Here is a 22,935-nt window from a genome sequence, read left to right on the forward strand (position 1 = left end):
GAGCTGATGCGTTTAAGTCGACGACCTACGCGCGCACGCCTCCCCGGGCCCCTTCGGCCGTGGTGGTTTTGGTCGTGCGTTTGGTGGTCGTGAACATGGCGGCGACTTATGCGGGAGAGTCTTGCCCCCGTCAATGGCTTTTCGGTCCGGACGATGCCGGGGGCAGCCTGCCGCTATTTGGCACCCGCTATTTCCCCTTGGCGCCCGGTGGCTCCAGGGTGACCTCCTTGAGGTCGTCGCCGCTGACGACGACGATCGAGAAGTTCAGCCGACCGCGTTCACGGACCAGCCCGCCGCTGATGGCCTTGCCCGCGGCGGCACGCTCGGCGACGCGCACGGCATCGGAGAGGCGGTGCCTGATCGCACCCAGCGCTGCGAGGTTGCTACGGTCCTCGCGGTCGAGCTCGGTGAGGGGCAGGGCGGCTTCCCCGCCGACCAGTTCGCCGGTCGAAGCATTGATGGTGTGGCGCCAGATCCGGTCGTTGTGCAGGGTCTTCACCCGGTAGACCGGCACGCCCGAGCCGCCGTCGAAGCTCACATCGGCAGTGGTGGCGCCGGCATGGCGGGCTTCGGCAATCGCCATGGCCTGGCTGATCGTGATCGAGGAGCTGCGGAATCGCTCTATTTCGCGGCTGACTGCCTGGCGGTCCGCTTCGGCATCACCATCTGTGTCGCTGTGAAGCGCGGTCGGCGTGCTCGCGGTCACGACAGCCTGTGCCGGCGCGGCGATGAGCAGCGCGGGCAATGCGATCGCAAGCAGGTGCGAGGTCCATCGTTTGGCAGTCGTCATGCTCGAAACCCTCGGCCAGCGAGTGTGCCGGATGATCGTAAAGAATTCGCGGCCGGCCTTGGGCATCGGCCGGCCGCGGAGCGTCGCGGCAGGCTGTACCCGGCGCGGCGATCTGGGTGATACGGGCCTCCTTTGGGGCTGGTGAAAAAAGCGGTCCGCATCGCCTTATAACTAAACCATACCGTATCGTTTTATTTCGGTCAATGACGCCGCACCGTCGCCCCTTGGGGAAAGCACGCAAGCTCACGGAATTGTCAGCGGGAGGAGCGGCGCCGTGGCGCGAGTTTCGAGGTGTCCTGGACGCGGTCGGCAGGCCCCAGCGCGCCGGCCAGGAACAGCTTGATCGCCGCGCGCATGCGCTTCTCGGCAGCCTTCAGCTCCAGCGCCGTTCCGAACGTCGCCATACGATGGGTGTGGCCGACGACGACGTCGAGGAACACCTCGGCTGCGATGGTGGTGTCGTCGACATCGAGCGCGCCTTGCGCCACCAGATGGTCGAAGAAGCGCGCCGTGGTGGCGACGGCCTTCAGCCAGCCTTCCTCCTTGCCGAGCTTGGCGACGTCGGGGAAGTTGATCGCCTGTGCCGTCATCATGCGGCTGAAGGCGACGGCATCCGGGCCGCAGGTGAAGGTCAGCATCTCGCGTCCGATCTCGACCAGCCGCTGCTCGACCGGGATGTTCGAGGCGCTGGAGAGCTGCGTCTCCGCCGCCGCCGACAGCGGCGCAAGCCAGCGCTCGATCTCGCGCCTCAGCACGGCCGCGAACAGGCCGCGCTTGTCGCCATAGCGGGAATAGACGGTGGGCTTGCTGACCCGCGCAGCTTCCGCGACCGCATCGAGCGAGGTCGCATCGAAGCCGCGATCAAGGAACAGGCGGGTGGCGACCTCGATCAGCCGCAGATCGCGCTCGATCGCAGCAGTCTTCGTCGGCCGGCCACCGCGCGATTTCGGTACCTCGCGCCGTGGCGCTGCCGGTCTTGTCCTGGTCGCAGTCAATCCCATGCCCAATGATTCCTGCGCGGTCGCGATATCGGTCATTCGCTCTATATCGCGCAGCAGCGGAGGCGTCATCGCGAATCTGGCCGAATTGGCCATATCGTCAACGGTTTCGGTACTGCCTCGTTCCGTCACGAGGGATCACGGCAGGGTCGAGGACCAGGCCTGGCCGGATGCAGCCTTCTCGTATCCGTACTGATACAGCGCCCGCATATAGCCGGTATCGAATCCTTCCGACGGCGGGGCGGGATAGTCGCGCGCGATGTAGGAAAGATGGAAGCCCAGCCGGTTGCGCTTGGCGAAATCGTAGGTCGAGAAGATGATCGAGCGCGTCTGCGATTGGGTGATCGCCGACAGGCTGCGTGAAGCGACGTCGATGGTGCCGTTGGAGACGAGCTCGAAGTTGCGTTCGATCTTCTTGTTGACGAGGATGTAAATGTCCATCTTTGTATTGCCGGGCAGACGGCCGCTCTGGAACAGCAGAGCTTCGGGCAAGGTCAGCACCGGCGCGGTCACGCCGCCATCGACATGCATCTCCTGAAACTTGCGGCCCCCGCCTTCGGCATCGATCATGATGGGCGGAAACACCAGGGGAATGCTGGCGGAGGCCGCCATCACGTCGCGAAACAGCTTGAGCGCCTCGGGCGTTCCGACCGCGGCAATCCTGCCCATGTCCCAGATCGCGGTGCGCTGCGTGTCGAGGTCGGTCGTCACCACCAAGAGCCTGCGGCCCTTGGCATTCTCGCGCGCGACCTGCGCCATGATCTCGGGTCCGACATAGCGTGCGACGAGCTCGCGCAGCCGGGTGTTGCCGAATAGGCCGGATCCGAACAGCACGCGCATGATGCTGGGATCGTTCAGGAGACTCTCCGCGATACCGCTGGTGTAGACCTCCTTCAGCGTGTCGTCATATTGCGGTCCGAGAAACGCGAACGGTGCGATCAGGCCGCCGGTGCTGACGCCCGAGACGACCGAGAAGCTGGGGCGGGTTCGGGTCGCGGTCCAGCCGGCGAGCACGCCGACGCCGTAGGCGCCGTCAGCGCCGCCGCCGGAGAGCGCCAGATAGGTTCTCGTGGCAGTGCTGTTGTCCTTCTCGAAGCTGAACTTGGTGACCGGCTCGTCGGCGTAGCGCCGCAGACCCTCGATATCGAGCACGCGCGACGTGCTCGCCTCCGCGGCGGTATAGGGCGTGCGGGGCAGGGAGGTGCAGGCGCCGAACGCCAGGCTGCAGATCAGGAGCACTAATCCGATCAGGCCGACACCAGTCTGCCTGATCCGGTCACGCGAGGAGACGGATGCGTCGGTCGAACACGAAGGGTACGGCATTGTCGGTGGCTGGCGATCACGCATCTACCGCCGCCGGCAAGTTCGCCGCGGCATCTCGTCCAGCCCCGCGTACAAAACTACACTGTATCGTTTCGTTTGACAAGGGCGCGGCGTACAATCCTTGTGTGGTCGGTGTCCCAGTCTGATGCACGAACCGGCCCAAGCGCGGTCGGCGGGTTGATCAGCCTGCTCCGACACGCAATAAGCACCGCCATGAATCCCGACAATGACCTTCCCAATCACTTTGAGTTGCTCGCCACCGACGGGGCCGCGCGCACCGGGCGGCTGACCACCCCGCATGGCGTGGTGCGGACCCCGGCCTTCATGCCGGTCGGCACCGCCGGTGCCATGAAGGGCATGCACTGGCGCGAGGTGCGCGATGCCGGCGCCGACATCGTGCTCGGCAACACCTACCATCTGATGCTGCGTCCAAGCGCCGAGCGGATCGCGGCGCTTGGCGGCTTGCAGACGTTCACAGGCTGGAACGGACCGATGTTGACGGATTCCGGCGGCTTTCAGGTGATGTCGCTGGCGGATTTGCGCAAGGTCAGCGAGCACGCCGTCACGTTCCGCTCGCACATCGACGGCGCCAAGGTCGAGCTGTCGCCGGAGCGGTCGATCGAGGTGCAGCGTTTGCTCGGCTCCGACATCGCCATGCAGATGGATGAATGCGTGCGGTTGCCTGCCGAGCGCGCCGACATCGAGCGCGCGATGCAATTGTCGCTGCGTTGGGCGGAGAGAAGCAAGCGCGCCTTCGCGAGCGCCCCGGATGGCTACATGCTGTTCGGCATCGTGCAGGGCGGCGACGTGCCCGAGCTACGACACGCGAGCGCGCAAGGCCTAGTCGGGATCGGCTTCCATGGCTATGCGATCGGCGGGCTCGCCGTCGGCGAACCGCAGGCGGTCATGCTGGCGATGATCGACGAGACCGCGCCGCTGCTTCCGAAGCAGCGGCCACGCTATCTAATGGGCGTCGGCACGCCCGACGACATCCTCGAAGCGGTGAGGCGCGGCATCGACATGTTCGACTGCGTGATGCCGACCCGCAACGGCCGGCACGGCGTCGCCTTCACGCGCCACGGCCAGGTCAATTTGCGCAACGCGCGCCATGCGGACGATCCGCGTCCGCTCGATGAAGAGAGCTCATGGCCGTCGACGCGGAACTGCGCGCGCGCCTATCTCCATCATCTCGTCAAGGCGGGCGAGACGCTGGGCGCGATGCTGCTGTCCGAGATCAATGTCGCGTACTACCAGTCCCTGATGCAGGGCATCAGGGACGCGATCGCACAAGAAAATTTTGAGGAGTTCTATCAGCGTACGCGCGCGGACTGGGCGAGGGGCGATATCGCCCCGCGCTAGATCAATGGTCCAAACTCAGTTGCACACGAGCCGCCGCTTCACGGCATGCTTGGTCACGAAGCCGTAGCCGCAATTGTCGCACGTCCAGAGGTAGCTGATGATGTGGTCCGAGACGTAGGCAGACGCTTCAGCGGCGACCATGGAGTCGGCGCAGACGGGACAGGTCGGCAACTCGCTGCAACGCGGATCACGCCTTAGCGCTACGGTCGACATCACTTCAGCAACCGCTGACATCGTGGTGACCTCCCTGCTTTCTAGACCTAAGTCTAACATAAGCAGAATCAGTTGACGAGGTCGCAACACAAATGCGTTGGTTTTCTGCTAATTAAAGCTCACGCGATTTTGCGATGCAGCGTATTTAACATGTGCTGCATTGCCGCTTGCGCGTCGCCGCAAGCTGTCCGTAACTGCGCAAGGCCGCGACAGACGTGCAGATCGTCGCCACAGGGAGTTCATCATGGACGCATCGTCCAACACGGGTGCAGCGCACCAACCCGGCCGTGGCCGGATCTATGACTCGATCGTCGATGCCTTTGGCAACACGCCCATCGTGCGCTTGCGCCGGCTGCCCGGTATGCACGACGTGAACGCGACCATTTTGGCAAAACTTGAATATTTCAATCCTGCCGCGAGCGTGAAGGACCGTATCGGAGCGGCCATGATCATCGCGATGGAGAAGGCGGGCATCGTCAAGCCGGACACCGTGCTGATCGAGCCGACCTCCGGCAATACCGGCATTGCGCTCGCCTTCGTGGCGGCTTCCCGCGGCTACCGGCTCAAGCTGGTGATGCCGGAATCGATGTCGATCGAGCGACGCAAGATGCTGGCCTTTCTCGGCGCGGAGCTGGTGCTGACGCCGGCGGCGCAGGGCATGAAGGGTGCCATCGCGGCCGCCGAGGAGCTCTTGAAGACGACGCCGAATTCAGTGATGCCGCAGCAGTTCAAGAACCTCGCCAATCCGGAGGTGCACCGCCGCACCACCGCGGAGGAGATCTGGAGCGACACCGGCGGCAGCATCGACTTCTTCGTGGCCGGCGTCGGCACCGGCGGCACGATCACCGGCGTCGGCCAGGTTCTCAAGCCGCGCAAGCCGGGCTTGCGTGTGGTTGCGGTCGAGCCGGAGGAGAGCCCGGTGCTCTCGGGGGGACAGCATACTCCCCACAAGATCCAAGGCATCGGTGCCGGCTTCGTCCCTGACATCCTCGACCGCTCCGTGATCGATGAGATCGTGAAGATCAACTCGACCACGGCGATCGAGACCTCGCGCGCGCTGGCGCGGCATGAGGGCATTCCGGGCGGCATCTCCTCAGGCGCTGCGATCGCCGCCGCGCTCGAGATCGGCAAGCGGCCGGAAGCTTCCGGGAAGACCATCCTGGCGATCGTGCCGTCCTTCTCCGAGCGGTATCTTTCGACGGCTCTGTTTGAGGGAATCTAGGACATGGCGGATCAAACGAGACGGCCGCGCACGCTGGGCGATGCCAGGACCGAGGCCGAGGCGGCGTTCAAGAAGGTAACGGCCAAGGTCGCCGCCGCGCCGCCCAAGCAAAACGCCGTGCCCGGCATCAAGGAGCAGGTCACGCTGCGCATCGACCAGGACGTGCTGGAGTTCTTCCAGGAGGGCGGTCCCGGCTGGCAGGATCGCATCAACGAGGCGCTGCGCAAGGTGGCAGGGAAGTAGGCTCCGACCGGACACGTCCGACCAGCGGCGTCTCTCCGCAGACTGTGACATCCGTTTGGCGCACATCTCTATCATCGTCGTTGCGAGGAGCTCTTGCGACGAAGCAATCCAGGCTGTCACCGCGGAGAGATTCTGGATTGCTTCGTTGCGCTCGCAATGACGGAGTACGCGGCAGCATCATCGCACCAACGAAAAAGCCCGGCGCGAGCCGGGCTTTTTGCATTGTCGATCTCGTTTCGACTCAACGACGGAACATGCCGCCCATCATGCCGCCGACGACGCCGCCGACGAAGGCCGCACCGGCAGCATCGCCGGGATTGCTGCGTGGCTGGGGAGCCGGTGCCGGCGCGCTGCTCTGAGCCGGGGCGGTGGCGGCGCGCCGAGCCGGCTTCTGGCTGCCGTCGCTCGCCGTCGCCGGGGCAGCCACGATTTCCGAGAGCAGGGCCTTGTGCTGGTGCTTGTTGAGGTAGCCTGACGACGGGTAGCCGCGCGCCGTCTGCCAGCGCTTGAGCACGGACCGCGTTTCGTCGTTGAATACGCCGGTCTGGTTGGTGTCGAAGCCGAGCGCCGTGAGTCGACGCTGCACGTCGCGACGCTTGTTCTTGTCGAGACCGATTTGGTCCTCGGTCACTTGGGTAGCCTCATCCGTGAAGGTGGCGGGATCGACGCCGGCATTGAGCGTGCGGGTCGCGGTCGAGGGGCCGCTCTTGATCGCCGCCAGCCGCGCCAGCGCCAGCGCCTTGAACTGGCCGTTCGGGTAAGCGGTGAGGTAGGCATTGAGCTCCTCGGCCTTGTTGGACTCCTTGACCGAGCGCCAGTATTCGAGCTCGACACCGTCCGAGCTTCCGGTCGCCGCCGGCACGATGCCGGTCGCGGTCGGGGCCGCAGCGGCGACCTGGGTGGTCGGCGCCTGATTGAGATAGACGGAGCCGGTCAGGTTGGTGTGGCCCCAGGGCAGCTGGCCCTTGCGGGTCTCTTCATTGACCTGAGCGCGCACCGACGTCATGGCCTGCTGGATCTCGACGCCAGGCTTGGTGATGTTGTCGATCAACGCCCGCGTGAACGGGCTGTTGTTGCCCTCCTGGCCGTCGAGTGCGGTCTGGCCCGGGCCGGTGGCGAACGCAATCAGCGTGCCTTCGCCGGACTTCATCTCGGCGAGGCCGCTCTGGACGTTGACGCTGCGCGTCGCCGAATTCGACTTGATCTTGGCGGCGAACGGATTGTCGCGGCAGGCATCGAGGAAGACGAGCTTGACCTTGGCATCGCCCATGGTCTGCTCGAGAGTCAGGTCGATATTGATGGCGGCGCCCAGCTTGACGTCCATCTCCGACTTGATGTCGGCGTCGACGGGTAGCAGGTAATTGGTGCCGCTGACGGCGATGCCGTGGCCGGCATAATAGAACAGCGCGATATCGGAGCCTTGCGCCTTGCGGCCGAAATCAAGCAGCTTCTCGGTCATCTGGTCGCGGCTGAGATTGGAGCCTTCGATCACCTCGAATCCGACATTGCGCAGCGTGGCCGCCATCGCCTTGGCGTCGATCGGCGGGTTCGGCAATTGTGCGACATTCTTGTAGGAGCCGTTGCCGACCACGAAAGCGACGCGGCGGTCAGCCTTGGCGGCACTGACCGACAGCGCAATGCACATCAGCGAAGCGAGGAGGGTGAGATAGCGCATTCTGAAATCCCCAGAATCGAATTGCAGGCAGCAACAGATCGGCAACGAACCTACACGAAGTGCCCGACTTCGCGCCACCAAAACGGCAGTCCGTTGCGTTCAACCCGCTGCTGTGTGGCCGAATGTGCACGATGGAGTGTCGCTCCAACGTGATCCAAATCACACGGCCACTTGGTTTTGTCGCGCGAGGCGGCGCGAGGTTCACCTGGCGCGGGCGGGAACCGATGAAGCGGGCTTCAAATTGAGTAAATTGCCAAACAGGATCAGCGCGGCGCCGAGCACAGTCCAGGAGTCGAGCCGCTCGGAATACAACAGCCAACCGGCAGTTGCAGTCAGTGGAACCCGCAGGAAGTCCATCGGAACCACGATCGTCGCGTCGGCGTAGCGCATCGCACTGGCCAGGCAATAATGTGAGAACGTGCCGCAGACGGCGATCACGCCGACCCAGCCCCAGACATAGAGCGACGGCCAGGTCCAGACCATCAGCGTCGGAATGAAGCCAGCAATCGACTGCACCACCAGCATCCAGAACAGGATCGAGAGCGCGCTCTCGGTGCGGGTCAGCGATTTGACCAGCGCCATCGCGACGCCAAATCCCATGGCGGCGCCAAGCGCGATGAGCTGCCCTGGATTGATCTCCCCGGTCGAGGGGCGGACAATGACGATAACGCCGACGAGGCCGAGCACGATGGCGGCGATCTTCCATGGCGTCATCCGCTCGGACAGGAAGCTCGCCGCGAGGACGGCCGTCCAGATCGGCATGGTGAACTCGATTGCCACCACCTGGCCGATCGGAATCAGTGTCAGTGCGAAGAACCAGCCGAGTTGGGCAACATAGTGCACCAAATTGCGGCCGACATGCTGCGGCAGGCGCGATGTCTTGAGCACCCTCCAGCCGCCGGCGCGGTAGATGATCGGTGAGAGCAAGACGAAGCCGGCCAGCGACCTCATTTCCATGATCTGAAAAACATTCAGCTCGCGCGTGGTCTCGCGCCCGGCCACCGCCATGATCAGCATCAGCGACAGCCAGCCGGCCATCCACAGTGCAGCCATCATTTTCGACGGTGTGGTGCTCATCTGCGGCGGATGTGGACGGATAGACCGAGGAGGGGCGGCCGGTATCGGCGACATTGCCGCCGTTTGCAACGGCCAAATCTGTGGATGCAGCGATGCTGGGCTGCATGCTAAGGCAATCAGCGAACAACGACAAAGATCGGGAGGCATTGCCCATGCGCATCTTGCAGCCGGCCGAGTGGAAAAAACCGCGCGGCTTTTCCCATGGCGTCGTGACCGAGGGGCCGGGCCGGTGGGTGGTACTCGCCGGCCAAACCGGGGGCGACGAGGCCGGCAGTTACGATCCCGACATGGCAGCCCAGGTCGCGACGGCGCTGAAGCGGATCGTCAAGCTGCTGGCCGAGGCCGGTGCCGGCCCCGAGCACATCGTCCGCCTGACCTGGTACCTGACCAGCCGCGCCGAGTACGAAGCGGCAGGTGCCGGCATTGGCGCGGCCTGGAAGGAAACGCTCGGCCGCAATTTTCCGCCCTCGACGCTGCTCTATATCGGAGGCCTCGTGGACGAGCGTGCCAAGGTCGAGATCGAGGTCACCGCGTACGTGCCCGGCCCATAAAAAAATCGATCCGGCGCGGGCGCCGGATCGACTGTCGCGTCAACTTGCGTCTTATTTCGACATCGAGATGTTCGCGCCGCGGAACTGACTGTCCGCGCGCATCGTGACGTTCTGCTTGTTGCCGGACGTCTTGAGAGAGATGTTGGCGTTGAAGCCCGCGGTTGAGGCCACCAGCTCGTAGCTTCCGCCGCTGCCGCGGCCCTGGAGCGAACCGGAGATATTGCGGCTGGTCTCGGACCAACTGCCTGCAATGGCGCCGCCTTCGGCCTTCACGTTGGCGCCGAGGTTGAATTTGTAGGCATCGCTGGCACAGGTCAGCGACATCTCCATGGTCGGTCCGATCGGAGCGTATTTGGCCCGGCAGCGGATCCGCTCGGTCGAGCCGTCATCGAGCGTAACCGTGCCACCGCCGCTCCAGCTGCCCGCCAGCGGGGCGAACGGGCCGGACTGGGCCTTGCTTTGGGTGGTAGCGATCCCCGCCGTAAACAAAACGGCGGCCGCAATCAGCAGCCGCCGGTTCCGGGCGCGAGCCTCAATTGGTTTATTGACGCGATGCTTCCCACCGCCCGCTGCACGGTATGCCTGCAGATGCTCCATTCCACTTCCCCGATCCGGCGTTGCCGCTGAGTTGACCGTTGGCATATGCACCATTGATCGAAACTTTCACAAGTCCCCCGCTGCCGATGGTGCCGGAAACGTTAGCGCCGGGCGCGGTGATCTTGCCGTCGGCAACCGTCAGCATCGAGCTTGCGGTCGGCTCGCACGAACCGGTCTTGGTCACGATGGTGACTTGCCAATTGCCGTCATAGGGATTCTGGGCGAACGCGGGGGCGGCGAGGGTGCCAGCGAGAACTGGGGCGGCACAGAACACCGCAATGCGACCAAAACGCATGAATTCGTCCTTGAATGTGTCTGAGTTGCTGACGCTTATTCGGACGAAATGTGACGGAAATTTGTTGCGATGCCAAAGCGAAAATTGTTCCTTTGGGAACAATGGTTTATTTGCGCTTTTGGCTCCAATTTCCGAAGCAGAATCAAGAGCGCCGCACGTTAAGGGTAAACGTCAGGACGACTCGGAAAGAGCTTGCTCCAGGAGACTTCGGCTCAGAGGGCTGGCTCAGAGGGGCTTGGCTCAGGAGAGGCTGGGCGCGGAGGTCGCGAACTGCTCGTCCTGGACTTTGGCGGGTAGCGCCTTGTGGACCTTGGCGTAATCGATCACATCGGCCAGCAGCTTGAGCCCGAGCGGCGCCAGCGCGCGCTCCCAAAGCTCTCGTGCGGTCTCGCCCTTCTTGACGAAGCACCAGTCCTGGGCGGCGATCGCGCCGGCATCCATGCGGTCGGCGAGATGGTAGATCGTGCCGCCGGCGATCGGGTCGCCTTCCTTGATGGTCCATTCCACCGCGGCCTTGCCGCGGTGGCGCGGCAGCAGCGATGGATGATAGCCGATCCCGCCGAGCCTGGCGGCGGCGAGCGCATCCTTGCCGATCCTGGCATGGCTGTGCGCTGTGATGATCAGATCGGTGTCCGGGGCGATCTCGGAGGCCACCACCAGCTTGGGATTGGCTTGCACCTGCACCTCGATGCCCGCCGCCTTGGCCGCCGCGGCAAGGCGGTCATCGGCGTCCGCCACCACGACCCGGACGACCGAGACGCTGTGCTCCCGGAGCATGTTCAGGGTGGTCACGCCAAAATGGCGGGAGCCGACGAGGGTAATTCGCATGGGTGTCCGATCCGTCTCGCAACTGCGTCATCCCCCGATAACACGTCCCCGTGCCCTGTCACCACCCGCGCAGCGTTTGCGTGGGTTATCAACAATGCGCCGGGCGCCTAGCGTTGCCTGGGGCCCTGCGTCGTCGACGAGCGCCTGTAGCGGTTCCTGTGTTTCGTTCTTAACGGAGATGCGTCCGATCAGCTGATAAAGGTGCGCCAACCGGGGGCTGGCGATATTTCAACCCGCATCCGTTTTCGAACCCGGCTTTGGCCGCCGGCGGCCTTTTCACGCCGCGCCTCACGAAGTCATCGGACGGTAACACGATCTCAACCAGCTTGGCGTATCGACGAATCCGTCGCGGATTTGTATTGCGTACCGCGACACCGAAATCGTCTGCCTGCGTGGGCGCGCCGCCGGGCCTTTTCGCCGGGACAGATCTCATGCCGAACGCGATCGAGCAGATCGTCGACGCCTATGTGCGTCTGAAGAACCGCCGTGGACTGGACGAGCTGATGATGCATAGGCAGCGGCTCGCGGTCGATCTGAAGAGCCGGTCCGGCTATGATTTCAGCCTGCCGATCGGCCAGATCGACGAGGAGATCGCGATCATCGAGGCGGGGCTCAGCCGGCTCAAGGCGGACAAATCCACGATCTAGACGTCGGCATCGTGCGTGGGGCTTGGCGTTGACGCATTGTCACAGTCCAAGCTCGGTTCATGCAGGGTTCAGCCCAGCTTTGCCTCAATTGTCATGTCGTTTCGTGGGACGCGAATCCTGATAGGCTTGTCCACGTGATTTGGAGGAATCGTCATGATCGAGCTTGCGCTGGCCGGCTTGCTTGCGTTTGCAACCGTGCCTGCGGCACCGACAGCGCCCATGGTGGAGCAGGTTCAGTTCAGGGGCGGTCCGGGCGGGCAATGTCCGCACGGCTATGATTACAACCACTCGAACGGCCGCTGCTATCCCAACGACCGTCACGCGCCGGGTGTCTACACCGGGGGCCACGGCTCGGGCTATGGGCGCCGTGGTGGCCTGTGCCCGCACGGTTACGACTATAATTACTCGACAGGCGAGTGCTACCCGAATCGTGCGCACGCGCCCGGCACTTACGGTCGCCCTCAATATTACGGACGACGCGGCGGGCTGTGTCCGGACGGCTATGATTACAATTACTCGCAGGGACAGTGCTACCCGCACGGGGCACGTGCGCCGGGCATGTATGGGCGGTAATCATCGCCGTGCTGAGGCGGGCGCGCTCAGTCGCGCCGGCCGCCGTCGATCACCGTGAACAGCGGCCGCGCCGGGGTGGGTTCGACCAGCAGCTCCTCCACCAGTGCGGTTGCGGCATCGACATATTTTCGGGTCGGCTTGTCGAGAGGGCGCTTGGCCTCGTCGTCGAGCGCGGCTTTTGCGGCCTCGACCAGCTTGCGCATGCGCGCGGCATGGTCGTCGCCCGCGGTCAATGTCGCGCGCGCCAGCGAGCGCAGCACGAACAGCTCGCCCTCAAGGCGAAGCAGACGGTCGTTGAGCCTGGTCAGGACGGCGTTGAGGTCGGCCATGGCGTTCGAAGCGGAGGATCCGTCCTGATCTAGCCGCGATCGGTGAACGGAGTGCAAACGGCGCCGGCGCAATTCGGCGGATCCGGCGTCACCGCAGGCGGCTTACCATTCGACGCCGGCCCAGCGCCGCCCGAACACGGGCGGCCTCGTCTTCACGGCCTGCCAGCCGAAGAAGTGGTGCTTGCCGGACCAGGCATGCACGATGCCGCTGCAGATGCCGCATTTGAAGCTGCCGCTGTGAGCCTCGCTGTGCTCCTCTCTGGTCGCGGTGTAGTTCATGCCGCAACTCGCACAGGTGAATTGTTCGATCGTCCAGATGCTGTTGGCCATGGCCCAGAATGCATTTCGGTGACTGCGGATGGAAGGTAGTCACCAGCATTTGCAGCGGCGTAAACCGGCGCGGGGAAATCCGGTTAACCCGCGTTAGCCAAGCCGGGTTGGGACGGACGATGCGGTATCCGGCACCCGGTCGTCTTGACGCCAGATGCGTTGCTGGCAATAACGGCTGAGCCCGCAAGCGCGGAAGTTGCGTTCATGCCGCAAGGAAAGCTGTGCCCGTGAAAAGCCTCCGTCAGTTGCTGACGGGCGAGGACGTCATCCAGCTCGTGATCCGCCTCGGCCTGCTCGCCCTGCTGATCATCTGGACCTTCCTGATCATCCGCCCATTCGTGCCGATCCTGGCCTGGAGCGGCGTGCTGGCGGTCGCGTTCTATCCGGCGTTCAGCTGGGTTGCAAAGATCCTGGGCGGCCGGCCCAAAACCGCAGCAGCAATCCTGACCCTGGTCACGCTGGGTATCGTCATCGGTCCGGCGACCTGGCTCGGCATCAGCGCGGTGGACGGCGTGCGTGAGCTGGCGCACCAGCTCGGCACCGGCGACCTCGTGCTCCAATCGGCGCCGGAGCAGCTCAAGTCCTGGCCGCTGGTCGGCCCCTGGCTCTACGAGCTCTGGGATCAGGCCTACAACAACGTTCGGACGGCGGTGCGCGAGGTGGCGCCGTATCTTCAGCCGCTGGCCGGCCCGCTGCTCTCGCTCGCGGGCGACGCCGGCCTTGGCACGCTCCAGTTTCTCGTCTCCGTGTTCGTGGCCGGCTTCCTGTTTCCGCATGGGCCACGCCTGGTCGCGGCCGGCCGCAACTTCCTGTTTCGCATCGTGCCGGAGCAAAGCGAGCATTTCCTCTCGCTCGCCGGTGCGACCATCCGCGCCGTGGCGCAGGGCGTCATTGGCGTGGCGATCGTCCAGGCGCTGCTCGCCGGAATCGGCTTCAAGCTCGCCTCGGTGCCGAGCGCGGGCCTCCTTGCCTTCATCGTGCTGCTGCTCTCGATCGTGCAGATCGGTGCTTTCCTGGTGCTGCTGCCTGTGATCATCTGGATCTGGACCGCCAAGGACGTCACCACGGCGCTGCTGCTCACCGTGTTCCTCGTCCTGGTCGGCTTCATCGACACCATGCTGAAGCCGCTCGTCATGGGCCGTGGCCTGACCACCCCGACCATCGTGATCTTCGTCGGCGTGATCGGCGGTACGCTGGCCCACGGCATCGTCGGACTGTTCATCGGACCGATCATCCTGTCGGTGGCCTGGGAAATGATGATGGCCTGGATCAGGACCGAGGACCGGGCGGAGGCGGGGAAGGGGTGATCTCGCGCCCGCCAGCGCAGTGTCAGCCGCCCATGCCGGATAGCTCGTGGCCTGTGATCAAGGCGCGTCGCTAACTTGTCTGTTCGACTAGACAAGTTACCATTGGGTCGATTCTGTTTTCGACAACGGCAGCAATGGCAAAGTCTTCCAAGCTGGTTGCCGCCAGGCGCGGCAAGGTATTGTTGGTCAGACGCCGGTCGGACGGCCTTTGGATGTTTCCGGGCGGCCGCAAGCGTGCGCGCGAGTCGGAGAAGGACTGCCTGCGGCGGGAGATCAAGGAGGAATTGCCCAAGCTGAAGCTCGGCAGGATCAGCCTCTGGAAGGAAGTGAAGGCGAGGAACAAGCGCTCCGGCCGCAAGATGAGCGACGCGATCTTCATCGCCAAGTCCGCCAAGGGCAGGCTGGCGATCGGCGACAAGAAGGAGATCGACCGCGCCGCCTGGCACAAGCCCCGCGGCATCCGCCTGACGGCGACCTCGCGCTACATCCGCGACCGCCTGTTTCCGCGCAAGCGGCGGCGAAGTTGAGCCGCTAGTCCTCCCGCGTCGCCGATCGCGTCCTGCCGGCAAACCTCCTCGACTGCGCCACCTCCGGCTCGGGTGCGGCGAGCTTCGCGGCCTGGAGCTCCCGCATCTCCTTGCGGACCTGGCGCGCACTGCGCATTGCCCGCTTGATGAAAGGATGCTGCGAGTCCTCGGCGAAGAACAGCACGACTTCGCAGCTCGGACATTGCCTGGAATAGCCGTCCTGCAACCGGCCGGCGCGATCGCGAAACACGTTCTTGCACCGCGTGCACTGAACCTGGACCGAACTCATGCGCGGATGACAATCACTTTGAAATGGATCGTCAGCTGATCCGAAATGTCTGAAGAAAGCTTGAATGCCGGCGTGGCTGGATGCCGCCAGATATCGCCGAGCCAACAAGGCGTGTGAACCAGTTCACAAGCGCGTGGCGAAACCGCTGCTATGAAGACGTCATTGCTTAACCGATTCATTTCGAACGAAACGCCCCAGCGTGGCTCCAAGCGCTGGGGCTTTTTCGTGCCTCCATTCTCACAGCCAAGAGCAGATCGAAAGGGATCGCGCCGCCGCCTCGAACGTTGTTGAGGAGGGGTGCGTTCGCAGGGCAAATCCCATATGCATGGCGCCGAGCTGCCGATTCGAGGGGCAAGGCGGCTCGCATTCAGTTTGCGGCGGTTCAAGAGCAGAAACGGGTCCAAGTGAGGCTTTCCACGAAGGCAAGGGTGGCCAAGAAGCCGCCGAAGAAGAGCAAGGGATCGCAGCGCACGATCTCGTCTTCGTCGCCTCTCGGCATGATGGCCCTTCATCTGCTTGCACAATGGAAGCAGTCCGGACGCAGCGGCATCGTGTTTCTCGCCGAGAGCGAGAACAGGGCGGAGCGGCTCGGCAGCGTCATTCACGCGCTCGACGCCGCCTGCGAGGTGCTGGTGTTTCCGCGCTTGAACACCTTGCCGTTCGATCAGCTTGAGCCCTCGCACGAGCTCGCGGGGCGCAGAGCCTCCGTGCTGAGGCGCCTTGCGAAATCCAAGAAGCCGGTGTTTCTGGTATCGACGGCCGAAGCGGTGATGGAGCGGATGCCACCACCGGCCAGCCTGTCGCGCTTGAGCCTGAGCTTGAAGGTGGGCGGCACGTTCTCCGAGCAGGAGCTGGAGTCCCGCCTCCAATCCCTCGGTTACGATCTCGACGATGAGCCGGACTATCCGGGCGGGGCGCTGTTCCACGGCCAGACCTTCGAGATATTTCCCGCAGGCGCGCTGGGGCCGTTCCGGATCGAGCATTCGCAGCACACGATCAAACGGATCGTGGCCTTCGACCCGCATGAGCACAGGATCATCTTCGAGACAAAGGAGCTGCTCGTCGATCCCATGTCGGAGCGGCTCGGCCTTGCCGGCAAAGGCGGCAAGCGCGCCAGCCTGTTCGATTATTGCGCGGGCGCCAGATGGATCGCCGATGCCGGCGTGCCGTCACATGCCGACGGATGGCTCGATACAATCGAGGAGGCCGCGCCCCGCAGCGAGCGGGAGCGCGAATATCTCGGGCGCAGCGATTGGAAGCGGCTCTCCAAGGGCATCAAGGTGCTGCCGCGGGCGGCGCCGTTCCAGGCCATCCCGGAATTTTCGAAGCTGACATCCTCTCGGAAGGCGTTGCGCGGCTTCGTCGAGGAGACGCGCCGGGCCGGGTCGCGGCTGATCCTCGTTGCCGCGCACGAGGACGATCTGCGCGTGATGGAGCGGATGAGCGGCGTCAAGGCGGAGCGCTGCGAAGACTGGGAGGAGGCCGCGCGCGTGCGGGGCGGTGAGATGGCGCTGCTCGCCGATCTCGATGCCGGTTTCGTCGTGCCGGCGAAGAAGCCTCTGGTGGTGGTGACGGCGTCCGACGTGCTCGGCAGCCGCGCGCATCATCCGCAGCCGATGGCGCGCGCCTGGAGCGCGGCCTTCGACCATGCCGATGCGCCGGAGCAGGGCACGGTGGTCGTTCATCTCCAGCGCGGCCTTGCCGTGCTCGACGGCCTGCAGACCGTCAATACCGGCGGGGGCGCGATGCGCGAGATGATCCGCCTGAAGTTCGCCGGCGACAATGCGGTGCTGGTGCCGCCGCCCGATCTCGCCTTGATGTGGCCTTACGCCGCCGAGCTCGGCAGGCTTTCGCTCGACAAGGCGGACGGCAGCACGTGGTGGGCGCGCCGCAGCGAGGCCGAGCGCGAGATCCAGATCGCCGGCAAGGCGCTCGCCAAGCACATCAGCCAGCGCCGGCGGCGGCGCGGCGAAAAGCTGGTGCCGCCGGGATCGGCCTACGAGAAGTTCGTCGCGCGTTTTCCTTACTTCACGACGATCGACCAGGCCCAGGCGATCCGGGACGTGCTGGATGATCTCGCATCCGGCCATCCGATGGATCGGGTGATCTGCGGCGACGTCGGCTTCGGCAAGACCGAGGTCGCGCTGCGCGCTGCGGCCGCGGTGGTGCTGTCGGGCAAGCAGGTGGCGGTCGCGGTGCCGACGACGGTGCTGGCCCGCCAGCACGTCGCGACGTTTCAGAAGCGCTTTGCCCCGTTCGGCATCGAGGTCGGCAACCTCTCGCGCGCCACTTCGGGCGCGGCGCTGCGGGAGACCAGGGAGGGCCTGCGCAGCGGCCGGATCAAGGTCGTGATCGGCACGCAGGCGCTCACCGGCAAGGACGTCAGGTTCGACGATCTCGGCCTCGTCATCGTCGACGAGGAGCAGCATTTTGGCGCGGCGGAGAAGGCCAAGCTCGCCGGGCTCGCCAGGAACGTCCATGTGCTGATGATGAGCGCGACGCCGATCCCGCGGACGCTGGCCGCCGGCCTTGCCGGCTTCCGCGATCTCAGCGTGATCGCCTCGCCCCCGGTGCACCGGCTTCCGGTGGCGACCCGGATCGCGCCGCTGTCGGATGCGGCGATCGCCTCGGCGCTGCTGCGCGAGCAGCGCCGCCACGGCCAAAGCTTCTTGATCTGCCCGCGCATCCAGGATCTCGATCCCATGCTGGCGCGGGTGCGGGCCGTGGCGCCGGATCTTCGCATCGTCTGCCTGCACGGCAGGTTGGCGGCCGACGAGATCGACGACCGCATGATGAGCTTCGTCGAAGGTCAGGCCGACGTCCTGCTCGCCACCAACATCGTCGAGAGCGGTCTCGACATTCCCCGCGCCAACACCATCGTGGTGTGCTGGCCGGAAAAGTTCGGCCTTGCGCAGCTGCACCAGCTGCGCGGACGCGTCGGCCGCGGCGGCATCCGCGCCTACGCGCATCTGCTCACCGAGACGGAGTCCGGACAATCCGAGAAGCGCCTTGCTGTGCTCGAGGAATTCAGCCGGCCGGGCGCGGGCTTTGCCATCAGCGAGCGCGATCTGGATCTGCGAGGCGCAGGCGATTTGTTCTCGGAGCAGCAATCCGGCCACGTCCAGGTGTTCGGGCCGGTGCTCTACAGCCACCTGCTGAAAATGGCCTCGGAGAAGAGCGACGAGCAGCTGTGGGTGCCAGACCTCAACCTGCCGGTCGGGGACATGCTGCCCGAGAGCTATGTGCAGTCCGAGCCGGTGCGGCTCGAGCTCTATGCCCGCGCCGCTCGATGCAACGACGAGGACGATCTCGACGACCTCGAGGAGGAAACCTCCCGCCGCTTCGGACCCTTGCCAAAGCTCGCGCGCGACTTCTTCGCCGCGGCCAAGCTCAGGATCGAATGCAAGCGACGCGGCATCATCCGCCTCGACGTCGGCCCTGAAGCTGCCGCCGCGACGTTCCTGCCCGGACGCCTGCGCAAGTCGCGCGGAAAATCGCTGCAACGCGACGGCGACCGCGTCGTCTATCACAGCCCGATGCGTGATGCGCCGTTCGAGCTGGTGGAGGAGCTGTTCGAGCTGCTGGATGAGGGGTAGGGGCTTGCGCGTTCGTCAGCGCGCACAACCGCGAATTCGTAGCGGAAACCCTGCTTCACCATTATAGTTAATTTGGGCGTGGCGAAGGAGATCGTCCGATGTCACATGCCATTCGTCCAGTGATTGCCACGATTGTCGCAAGCTCATGTCTATTGGCCCTGGTGCAAGCAGGCGGCGCAAATGCCGGCTCCGCCGGAGCGGGCATGGGAACGGGGCAGGGTAGCGCTGGCGGCTCGGCGCCTTCTGGAATGGGGACGAGTGCGGGCAATGCAGGTCCCTCAGCTCCCCCAGGGATGGGGACGAAGGACACCGCGCCCGGCGGAGATCTGCGCACCAACAGCGGAGCGACCAATTCGAACGTCCAGCCCGCCACGCCTGCGAGGTCGCGGGCGGCAGCTCAGGCCGCGAGAAATGCCGGGGCTGGTCACGCTCAAAATGGACTGCCGATCGGTGCGATTGGCAGCGGCACGAGCAATGAAGATCAAAAGGCCGCTGGTTCGGCGTTCTCCCAAAGCAGATTCCGACCGGCAACACAGGCTCAAGGAAACGCCAGTGTTGGTTCAAATGGTCTATCAGGAAGAGGCTCGAGCCTTTCGGACCAGATCAGTCGGCCGCGAGCCGCACGAGCTGGAGACAAGGTGCTGGATGCCAAGGCCCAGGTCGAGCGACGAACGACTGTGTCGCCCAAACGCGTTACGAGCCCGATAGGACCAGGCTTGTAATCTGCGAACGACGGGGGAACAGGTCGACTCGGTGCATCGCACCCTCCAAAGCACATGTGGCGCTCGCGGTTTGAGCGGACGCACGAGCTGTTCGAGTTGCTGGACGAGGGGTAAACCGGAAAGTGCGAAAACAACCCCATGCACAGTAGCTATGTGCTTGTGCGATAAGGCGTTCTGCATCGGCGCGTCCATCGCGGCCGAGGTGGGCCCAAGCAAACGTGGTCCACGACCCGGATCAGGCCTATCGTGCCGGGTCCGTGACGGAGGCGCCGTCACTTGGCCGTTGATTTGTCGGGCAAAACAGTGGCATTATGCCAACTTCGGAAAATCCGTTGCTGGCATGGCTGTTGCCGGTGCGCGGCGAGGAGCTTGCACCGGATCCGTAATCAGCCCGGGGTTGCCGGGCCGTCCGCCGTCCGCGCCGCTAACGCGGAATTAATCCAGAAAGCCGACAATTTTAGGCAGTTGTGTATGGGTGCTGCGTAAGCGGATCGTCGCGAGGCGTTCCAGGGGCGGCTTCCTGTTGCTCGCTCCATGGGGGTCAGTGCAAATGACCACGTCCTTCGAAACGCCAAGCTTCGCCGAAGAGCTCGACGCCGTCGCCCTTGCAGACGCTGCAGGCGCGCAGGAGCCCGCAGGCCCGGAAGCTGAAACGCCGCCAATCACGCCCCGCCGCAAGACGATCCTGCCGCTGGCGGTGTGTGCGCTCGCCATCAACGGCGCGGCGGCTATCTATACGTCGCCCTCCGGCATGCCGTCATTGAATGTTACCAGCCTCGCCGAACTGCTGCCGCGGCAGGAGGCACCGGCACCGAAGCCGGATCCGGTCGTCACCGCGCTGAAAGAGATCCAGTCGGCCCAGCAGCAGCACACGGCTTCGCTGCAGGAGAACAACCAGACCCTGCAGCAGAATGCAGCCCTGCTGCAGCAGGATTCGCTGGTGCTGCTGTCCCTGCGGCAGAGCATCACGGAGGAGCGGGTCGACGTGAAGAAGATCTCGTCGCAGCTCTCCACGCTGATCGCCAAGGTCGACTCGCTGCAGAATGTGATGATGTCGGACGTGACGTCGTCCGTTCGCAGAGCGAATGCGCGCTACGGACTGTCCGCCGCGATGCGCAAGCGGCTGGTGCGTGAGCCCAAGCCGCTGGGGCCTCTGGGCCCGGTGTCGATCGGAGGGGCGCCGCTGAGCGTCCCGGCTGCGGTGGCGGGGCCGGAGAGCTGAGGATGCGTCTTAGCTAGGCCGCTTCCTCCTCGAACGAGGTATAGACCCGGCCTGTCGGATCAACGACCTGAACGTCCCAGCATCCGTCCTGGACCAGCTCCCTGGCCTTTTTGAGGGCCGCGGCGAGTGAGGACCGCTTGAGATTGACGACGCCCGCCGTGTCGAAACCGTTGATTTCAAACATGCCGTTCCTCCGGTTTTGGGGAATCCTACACGTTTCCGGCGCGATGTCAGCGGGTTTGTCAAAGTTTCAGTTGCTGGGCCTTGGCCTCCAACCGTATTCCTGATGGGAAATCGTGGCGGTGATGTCGGCCTCTTTGTCTGCCGAGAGGCGCCAGGCCGCCACTCCGAAGCACAACGTCAGGACCAGGGCCGTCGCAAGCAGAAGCATCGAGACGAAATGGCTCACGCGGGTCACCAGCGGTTGGAAGCTACGAGAGAGCGAACACGGGTTGCCGATTCGGAAAATACAGACGGGCTGACCTAAAGCCCTGGTTTCCACATCAAGTCACACAGGACCAAAGGCGCTCACGATCCCGATCGTGATCGGGACCAGCGCGACGATCGTCCATAAGGCGGGCGAGCTGGAAGACAGACCGGCGAAAAAGATCAAGAGACCGAAGCCCACAAGGGCCGCCGAGATGGCATAGGCGAGTGCTTTTTCCATCGTTCGATCCACGAGGAAACGGGATGGATTGCGCCTGTAGGACTCACTGCCGTTCGAAACGTTCCCATGCTGATCTGGATTGGCGGTGCATCGGCATCTCCGCAGCTCCGCTCAGCATGTCGACCACCACTGCGGCTCCGAACTGTCGAACACTTCGCGCTTGGCTGGATCGCTAGCCAAGTCGTGGATCAGGGCGCGTTCGGCCGCATCTTTGCGAAGTTTCTCGATCTGCGCCAGATAGTCCTTCATTGGCAACTGGCTCCGTTTGCGCAAACAAAACGTACAAGCAATGTGCGAAAGCGAGCAGAAGTGATTGCCGATTTTTTCCTAGTCTTCGATGGCTTTGGCCTTCCCCAAGGTCCAAGCACCTCCAGCGGCCCCGGCCTCACACCCCAAAAGCCCCCCACGGTCGGGGCCGTCATTGGATCGTAGCCGTGACGCCTGTCCCGGAACGTTCGCGGATGGAGGAGCCGAGTCGCATCGCTCGAACTGCGACAACGGCGCAGCACTGTTCAAAGGAACTGGCTCCATGCCTCTGCATTCCTCGATTGCATGATTTTCCCACTTTTTGGTCGGCTCGGGTGACGGAGGGGGTACATGGGCACTTTCGATCACACCGCTGTTCTGAAGCAGCGTTTCGATGAGCTTGCTTCTGGGCTTTCCGAATTGGAAGACCTGCGCTCGCGCGTAGTCGCAGCCGAGCAGATGCAAGAGAGGCATAGTCACGAGGGCAAGGCGCCCCCGACAATTCGCAAGGGTGCCAACCCTAAATCGCGATCAGCAGAAACCGATCGGCCAAAGAGGCGCTAGGCGCGGCCCCCGTGCCACGCTTCAGAACGAGGGCCGCCGCTCTGGATAGCGGTCCTACCTGGTTACCATAGGTCCGACATGAAACTTGCCAGCCCTGGTAACGACAGGTTCGTCCTGGAGGGATGTTCCTGCATCAACAAACGTGAATCCAAAGGAACGGCCCCGGGCGTCCCGGGGCTGGCTGCGGACACACCGAGGCCGCCCGACGCACCACTCAGCGTGGCACGCCGGGTCATATCGTCTGCTCAAACATTCGAGCTGGGTGTCTCAAAAGATACCCTCTGGAATTAAATCTTCGAGGTCTAGGCCAGAACCAGCCCCGACGGCAACGCGAACGGTGGCCGGTGAACACGTTCGAATGCGGCGCCCGAGAAAGTGGACCGCAACCTTGGAGGCCCGCCCGTTCACGCCCGCGAGCCACCCCCATTCGCCGCACGCGGTTTCTCCGCGCGCGAGGGCATCAGCAGAAGTAGCAATTGTTCAGCTCGCTCCTTGGTCAGATTGGCCGCCATGTCGGTCCCGATCAGTGCTGGGCCCCTGCGTTCTCGATCGTAGACCATCCAACCCTTGCCGCCCATGCGAATGAAGAATCGGCTTTGCAACGGAACCTCGTCAGTCAATGAAGCATGCTCCCGATTTGCCCAGCACCTCTCAGAAGCGGCATTCTTCTTTGTAGCTTCATTCGCATATGTGAATCGTTTCGGGAAAAAGTGGTAATTGGTCGGGTTTTCGTTCACAGTTGAGT

At 64.1% G+C, this 22,935-nt stretch carries 26 protein-coding genes; 10 read left to right on the forward strand and 16 right to left on the reverse strand.

What is annotated here, in order from left to right; all coding sequences use genetic code 11:
* Positions 1 to 187 precede the first annotated feature (187 nt).
* From ACM43_RS02475 to ACM43_RS02485, 3 genes are all read right to left on the reverse strand, one after another.
* On the reverse strand, positions 188 to 790 hold the full coding sequence (locus tag ACM43_RS02475) for a PepSY domain-containing protein (RefSeq protein WP_192893429.1): 603 nt from the start codon (positions 788 to 790) through the stop codon (positions 188 to 190).
* A 254-nt stretch (positions 791 to 1,044) separates the two neighbouring features.
* Positions 1,045 to 1,791 carry a TetR/AcrR family transcriptional regulator gene (locus tag ACM43_RS02480; RefSeq protein WP_036012628.1) on the reverse strand — a complete coding sequence of 249 codons (747 nt, stop codon included), beginning with the start codon at positions 1,789 to 1,791 and terminating at the stop codon, positions 1,045 to 1,047.
* A gap of 135 nt (positions 1,792 to 1,926) precedes the next feature.
* Positions 1,927 to 3,135 (reverse strand): patatin-like phospholipase family protein, encoded by a 1,209-nt coding sequence (locus ACM43_RS02485; RefSeq protein ID WP_271537925.1) that lies wholly within the window; start codon positions 3,133 to 3,135, stop codon positions 1,927 to 1,929.
* Positions 3,136 to 3,324: 189 nt separating this feature from the next.
* Between ACM43_RS02485 and tgt the strand changes: the two genes are divergently transcribed.
* Entirely contained in the window at positions 3,325 to 4,470 is a 1,146-nt protein-coding gene (gene tgt / locus ACM43_RS02490) for a tRNA guanosine(34) transglycosylase Tgt (RefSeq protein ID WP_271537927.1), read from the forward strand.
* A 15-nt stretch (positions 4,471 to 4,485) separates the two neighbouring features.
* On the opposite strand, the gene ACM43_RS02495 is transcribed toward tgt, so the two are convergent.
* Positions 4,486 to 4,704: a hypothetical protein gene (locus tag ACM43_RS02495; RefSeq protein ID WP_036028144.1), complete on the reverse strand. Its 219-nt coding sequence runs from the start codon at positions 4,702 to 4,704 to the stop codon at positions 4,486 to 4,488.
* A gap of 223 nt (positions 4,705 to 4,927) precedes the next feature.
* Here ACM43_RS02495 and cysK point away from each other — a divergent pair, with 223 nt between their 5' ends.
* Both cysK and ACM43_RS02505 read left to right on the forward strand, forming a co-directional pair.
* Entirely contained in the window at positions 4,928 to 5,905 is a 978-nt protein-coding gene (gene cysK, locus ACM43_RS02500) for a cysteine synthase A (RefSeq protein WP_157286050.1), read from the forward strand.
* Positions 5,906 to 5,908: 3 nt separating this feature from the next.
* Positions 5,909 to 6,148, forward strand: coding sequence for a BrnA antitoxin family protein (locus tag ACM43_RS02505; protein ID WP_157286049.1), 240 nt, complete (start codon positions 5,909 to 5,911; stop codon positions 6,146 to 6,148).
* Positions 6,149 to 6,389: 241 nt separating this feature from the next.
* Here the strand turns inward: ACM43_RS02505 and ACM43_RS02510 are convergent, their stop codons facing one another.
* Both ACM43_RS02510 and ACM43_RS02515 read right to left on the reverse strand, forming a co-directional pair.
* Positions 6,390 to 7,823, reverse strand: a complete 1,434-nt coding sequence (locus ACM43_RS02510) for a caspase family protein (RefSeq protein WP_271537932.1) — start codon at positions 7,821 to 7,823, stop codon at positions 6,390 to 6,392.
* Positions 7,824 to 8,024: 201 nt separating this feature from the next.
* Entirely contained in the window at positions 8,025 to 8,900 is an 876-nt protein-coding gene (locus ACM43_RS02515) for a DMT family transporter (protein WP_271537988.1), read from the reverse strand.
* 152 nt (positions 8,901 to 9,052) lie between these two features.
* On the opposite strand from ACM43_RS02515, the gene ACM43_RS02520 reads away from it, so the two are divergent.
* On the forward strand, positions 9,053 to 9,451 hold the full coding sequence (locus ACM43_RS02520) for a RidA family protein (RefSeq protein ID WP_271537934.1): 399 nt from the start codon (positions 9,053 to 9,055) through the stop codon (positions 9,449 to 9,451).
* Positions 9,452 to 9,502: 51 nt separating this feature from the next.
* Here ACM43_RS02520 and ACM43_RS02525 read toward each other — a convergent pair whose 3' ends face one another.
* From ACM43_RS02525 to ACM43_RS02535, 3 genes are all read right to left on the reverse strand, one after another.
* A complete protein-coding gene (locus ACM43_RS02525) occupies positions 9,503 to 10,048 on the reverse strand; it encodes a hypothetical protein (protein WP_271537936.1) in 546 nt (181 codons plus the stop codon).
* The gene (locus ACM43_RS02530; protein ID WP_157286043.1) at positions 9,993 to 10,343 is read right to left on the reverse strand and encodes a hypothetical protein; all 351 of its coding nucleotides are present in this window, start codon (positions 10,341 to 10,343) and stop codon (positions 9,993 to 9,995) included. Before ACM43_RS02530 ends, ACM43_RS02525 begins: the two co-directional genes overlap by 56 nt.
* Before the next feature lie 240 nt (positions 10,344 to 10,583).
* The gene (locus ACM43_RS02535) at positions 10,584 to 11,171 is read right to left on the reverse strand and encodes a formyltransferase family protein (protein WP_036012580.1); all 588 of its coding nucleotides are present in this window, start codon (positions 11,169 to 11,171) and stop codon (positions 10,584 to 10,586) included.
* A gap of 431 nt (positions 11,172 to 11,602) precedes the next feature.
* Here ACM43_RS02535 and ACM43_RS02540 point away from each other — a divergent pair, with 431 nt between their 5' ends.
* Positions 11,603 to 11,818, forward strand: a complete 216-nt coding sequence (locus ACM43_RS02540) for a hypothetical protein (RefSeq protein WP_157286042.1) — start codon at positions 11,603 to 11,605, stop codon at positions 11,816 to 11,818.
* Between the two features lie 599 nt (positions 11,819 to 12,417).
* Here the strand turns inward: ACM43_RS02540 and ACM43_RS02545 are convergent.
* Positions 12,418 to 12,720 (reverse strand): hypothetical protein, encoded by a 303-nt coding sequence (locus tag ACM43_RS02545; protein ID WP_271537940.1) that lies wholly within the window; start codon positions 12,718 to 12,720, stop codon positions 12,418 to 12,420.
* A gap of 102 nt (positions 12,721 to 12,822) precedes the next feature.
* Positions 12,823 to 13,050 (reverse strand): hypothetical protein, encoded by a 228-nt coding sequence (locus tag ACM43_RS02550; protein WP_157286041.1) that lies wholly within the window; start codon positions 13,048 to 13,050, stop codon positions 12,823 to 12,825.
* A 227-nt stretch (positions 13,051 to 13,277) separates the two neighbouring features.
* Here ACM43_RS02550 and ACM43_RS02555 point away from each other — a divergent pair, with 227 nt between their 5' ends.
* Both ACM43_RS02555 and ACM43_RS02560 read left to right on the forward strand, forming a co-directional pair.
* Entirely contained in the window at positions 13,278 to 14,357 is a 1,080-nt protein-coding gene (locus ACM43_RS02555) for an AI-2E family transporter (RefSeq protein ID WP_404541000.1), read from the forward strand.
* 134 nt (positions 14,358 to 14,491) lie between these two features.
* The gene (locus ACM43_RS02560) at positions 14,492 to 14,884 is read left to right on the forward strand and encodes an NUDIX hydrolase (protein ID WP_157286040.1); all 393 of its coding nucleotides are present in this window, start codon (positions 14,492 to 14,494) and stop codon (positions 14,882 to 14,884) included.
* A 4-nt stretch (positions 14,885 to 14,888) separates the two neighbouring features.
* Here ACM43_RS02560 and ACM43_RS02565 read toward each other — a convergent pair whose 3' ends face one another.
* Positions 14,889 to 15,173: a hypothetical protein gene (locus tag ACM43_RS02565; protein WP_157286039.1), complete on the reverse strand. Its 285-nt coding sequence runs from the start codon at positions 15,171 to 15,173 to the stop codon at positions 14,889 to 14,891.
* A gap of 497 nt (positions 15,174 to 15,670) precedes the next feature.
* Here ACM43_RS02565 and ACM43_RS02570 point away from each other — a divergent pair, with 497 nt between their 5' ends.
* Both ACM43_RS02570 and ACM43_RS02575 read left to right on the forward strand, forming a co-directional pair.
* Complete coding sequence (locus ACM43_RS02570; RefSeq protein ID WP_271537989.1) at positions 15,671 to 18,769, forward strand: DEAD/DEAH box helicase; 3,099 nt, start codon at positions 15,671 to 15,673, stop codon at positions 18,767 to 18,769.
* Between the two features lie 1,272 nt (positions 18,770 to 20,041).
* Positions 20,042 to 20,713 carry a hypothetical protein gene (locus ACM43_RS02575; protein ID WP_271537947.1) on the forward strand — a complete coding sequence of 224 codons (672 nt, stop codon included), beginning with the start codon at positions 20,042 to 20,044 and terminating at the stop codon, positions 20,711 to 20,713.
* A 13-nt stretch (positions 20,714 to 20,726) separates the two neighbouring features.
* On the opposite strand, the gene ACM43_RS02580 is transcribed toward ACM43_RS02575, so the two are convergent.
* The 3 genes from ACM43_RS02580 to ACM43_RS02590 all read right to left on the reverse strand — a co-directional run bounded on the left by ACM43_RS02580 (position 20,727) and on the right by ACM43_RS02590 (position 21,629).
* Positions 20,727 to 20,897 (reverse strand): hypothetical protein, encoded by a 171-nt coding sequence (locus tag ACM43_RS02580; RefSeq protein ID WP_198399911.1) that lies wholly within the window; start codon positions 20,895 to 20,897, stop codon positions 20,727 to 20,729.
* Between the two features lie 324 nt (positions 20,898 to 21,221).
* Entirely contained in the window at positions 21,222 to 21,380 is a 159-nt protein-coding gene (locus ACM43_RS02585; protein WP_164936882.1) for a hypothetical protein, read from the reverse strand.
* 111 nt (positions 21,381 to 21,491) lie between these two features.
* Entirely contained in the window at positions 21,492 to 21,629 is a 138-nt protein-coding gene (locus ACM43_RS02590) for a hypothetical protein (RefSeq protein WP_271537992.1), read from the reverse strand.
* Positions 21,630 to 21,977: 348 nt separating this feature from the next.
* On the opposite strand from ACM43_RS02590, the gene ACM43_RS02595 reads away from it, so the two are divergent.
* Complete coding sequence (locus ACM43_RS02595; RefSeq protein ID WP_271537952.1) at positions 21,978 to 22,190, forward strand: hypothetical protein; 213 nt, start codon at positions 21,978 to 21,980, stop codon at positions 22,188 to 22,190.
* Between the two features lie 404 nt (positions 22,191 to 22,594).
* On the opposite strand, the gene ACM43_RS02600 is transcribed toward ACM43_RS02595, so the two are convergent.
* Positions 22,595 to 22,810 (reverse strand): hypothetical protein, encoded by a 216-nt coding sequence (locus ACM43_RS02600; protein WP_271537954.1) that lies wholly within the window; start codon positions 22,808 to 22,810, stop codon positions 22,595 to 22,597.
* Between the last annotated feature and the right edge of the window lie 125 nt (positions 22,811 to 22,935).

It is taken from the genome of Bradyrhizobium sp. CCBAU 45321 (assembly GCF_028128975.1).
Lineage (GTDB): Bacteria > Pseudomonadota > Alphaproteobacteria > Rhizobiales > Xanthobacteraceae > Bradyrhizobium > Bradyrhizobium yuanmingense.